Origin of the sequence: uncultured Campylobacter sp., from assembly GCF_938045535.1 — a bacterium.
In the GTDB taxonomy this organism is placed as follows: Bacteria; Campylobacterota; Campylobacteria; order Campylobacterales; family Campylobacteraceae; genus Campylobacter_B.
The window spans coordinates 1-2,632 of the sequence record NZ_CALIMQ010000064.1 but is presented as its reverse complement, the minus strand read 5'-3'; the positions used below and the strand labels follow the sequence as shown (position 1 = coordinate 2,632).

The 2,632-nt window shown below is 47.8% G+C and carries 2 protein-coding genes; both read left to right on the top strand.

The window, feature by feature from the left end:
- Positions 1 to 16 precede the first annotated feature (16 nt).
- Positions 17 to 172 carry a hypothetical protein gene (locus Q0095_RS02305; protein WP_297880987.1) on the top strand — a complete coding sequence of 52 codons (156 nt, stop codon included), beginning with the start codon at positions 17 to 19 and terminating at the stop codon, positions 170 to 172.
- A 113-nt stretch (positions 173 to 285) separates the two neighbouring features.
- Positions 286 to 2,367 (top strand): RNA degradosome polyphosphate kinase, encoded by a 2,082-nt coding sequence (locus Q0095_RS02300; RefSeq protein ID WP_297880985.1) that lies wholly within the window; start codon positions 286 to 288, stop codon positions 2,365 to 2,367.
- Positions 2,368 to 2,632: the final 265 nt, after the last annotated feature.

The window sequence follows — 2,632 nt, the reverse complement described above, 5'->3', positions numbered from 1 at the left end:
TTAAAATGAAAGCACTATGTTTAAACTCGCAATAAAACAAGCGTGCAAATGGGTGCTTGATATGAGCAAGGAGGAGGAAAAGCAAATTTCATATTTAAGGCGGTATTTGCAGCTGGGCTGCAAAGACGGCGACGCGCAAATGTGCAAGGATTTAGGAAAAATAGGGAATTAGAGCAGAAATTTAAATACTAAATTGCCCCACTTGCAAGCTCATAAAATTCGGACTTTAAAATTTAATCTTAATTGGGCTATAATCTTAGAATTAATATTCAAAAAGGAGTTTTTATGCAAACACAAAATAATTTTATAAACCGCGAGCTAAGCTGGCTACGCTTCAATACCCGCGTGCTGGAACAATGCAAAAAGGATATCCCGCTAATTGAAAAATTAAAATTTCTAGCGATTTACAGCACGAATTTAGACGAATTTTATATGATCCGCGTGGCGGGCTTGAAGCAGCTTTTTACCGCCGGCGTTATAACCAGCGGAGATGACGAGATGACGCCTCTTGAGCAGCTACGCGCGATCCGCTCCTATCTAAGAAACGAACAAACCGAGCTTGAGCAGCAGTATTTCGGCATCCAAAAGGAGCTTTGCAAAAACGGGCTTTTTATCAAAAGCTACGACGAACTGCAGCCCGAGCTCAAGCCTGTGGCGGACGAGTTTTTCTTCTCGCAGATAATGCCCGTCATCGTCCCGATCGCAGTGGATGCGACCCATCCTTTCCCGCATTTAAATAATCTCAGCTTCTCCCTTGCGGTCAAGCTCTGCGATGAGGGCGCGCCCGAGTCGGTACATTTTGGGATGATTAGAATTCCGCGCGTGATCCCGCGCTTCGTGCAGGTCGCGCAAAACACCTACGTGCCGATCGGCACCATCGTAAAACGCCACGCGGAGGAAATTTTTCCGGGCTACAAGCTCATCAGCTCCGCAGCCTTCCGCGTCACGCGAAACGCAGATATCGTAATCGAGGAGGAGGAAGCGGACGATTTTATGATGATCCTGGAAGCGGGGCTTAAGCTGCGCCGCAAGGGGGCTTTCGTACGACTTCAGATCGAAAAGGACGCCGATGCCGAGCTTTTAGAATTTCTAAATTCCCATCTTAAAATTTTTTACAAAGATATATATGAATGCGCCGTGCCACTTACGCTGGACGGGCTTTGGGAGATCGCCTCCAATAAGGATTTTTCCTTTCTAGCCCATCCTCAGTATCTGCCAAAGACGCTGCCCCCCTTTAACGAAAATACCTCCGTTATGAGCGCGATGGAGAAGGAGGATATCCTTCTGATCCATCCTTACGAGAGCTTCGATCCTGTCCAAAAGCTCATCAAAGAGGCCGCCAAGGATCCGAAAGTCATCTCGATCCGTATGACGCTGTATCGCGTGGAGAAAAACTCCCCGATCGTTCAAAGCCTGATCGAAGCCGCAAGCGACGGCAAACAGGTAACGGTGATGGTCGAGCTTAAGGCGAGATTTGATGAGGAAAACAACCTGCACTGGGCGAAGGCGCTCGAAGACGCCGGCGCGCACGTCATCTACGGTATCACGGGCTTTAAAGTCCACGCCAAGGTAACTCAGATCATCAAAAAAGAGGAAGGCAAGTTAAAATTTTATATCCACTTAGGCACGGGCAACTACAACGGCTCTAGCGCTAAAATTTACACCGACGTGAGCTTTTTTACCTGCGGCGACCGCTTCGATAAGGACACGACGAATTTCTTTCACATCCTCTCGGGCTACAACAAAAACCGCAAGCTAGGCAACCTCTCTATGTCGCCGATGCAGATCAAAGAGCGGCTTTTAGCGATGATAAAAAACGAGGAGAAGAAAGGCTCTGCCGGCAGGATCATCGCTAAGATGAACGCTCTTGTCGACGGCGATATGATCAAGGCGCTGTATAAAGCAAGCGCCGCGGGCGTGAAGATCGATCTCATCGTGCGCGGCATCTGCTGCTTGCGCCCGGCGCTAAAGGGCGTTAGCGAAAATATCCGCGTGATCTCGATCGTCGGCAAATACCTGGAGCACGCTAGAATTTTTTACTTCGCGCACGCCCAGCCCAGCCTATATATCGCGAGCGCGGATTGGATGCCGCGAAATTTGGAGCGCAGACTGGAGCTGATGAGCCCGATTTACAACGAAAATCTGCAAAACAAGCTAAAAGAAATTTTAAAGCTTCAGCTAAGCGACAACGAGCTTGCATTCGAGCTGCAAAGCAGCGGCGAGTACCGAAAGATCGAGCCGAAAAAGGGCGAAGATAAGATCGATGATCAGGAATTTTTAGAAGCTTATTTTAGTAAAATTTATAAAAACATCCGTAAACACGATGAAAGCGGCACGGCGCTAACTAAGCTTTTGAAAGAGAGCTAGGCGCGGTCTCGGTTCTGCTAGGGCTAGCCGCGCGCAAAACCCACGCGCAAACTGAGATCATAAAATACTAAATACGGAATTTCGCGCCGTGAACGTGCGAGTAGATTTACAGAAATTTTAAATGGATTAAATGAAAAGATATCTTTATCTAGCCGTTATAGCTATGTTTTGCATGGGTGGAGTCTTTGAAGACGCGGACAAGCTCTATGAGGACGGCGATTATTCTAAAGCGATAAAAATGTGGCAGCGCAGCTGCGACGGCGGA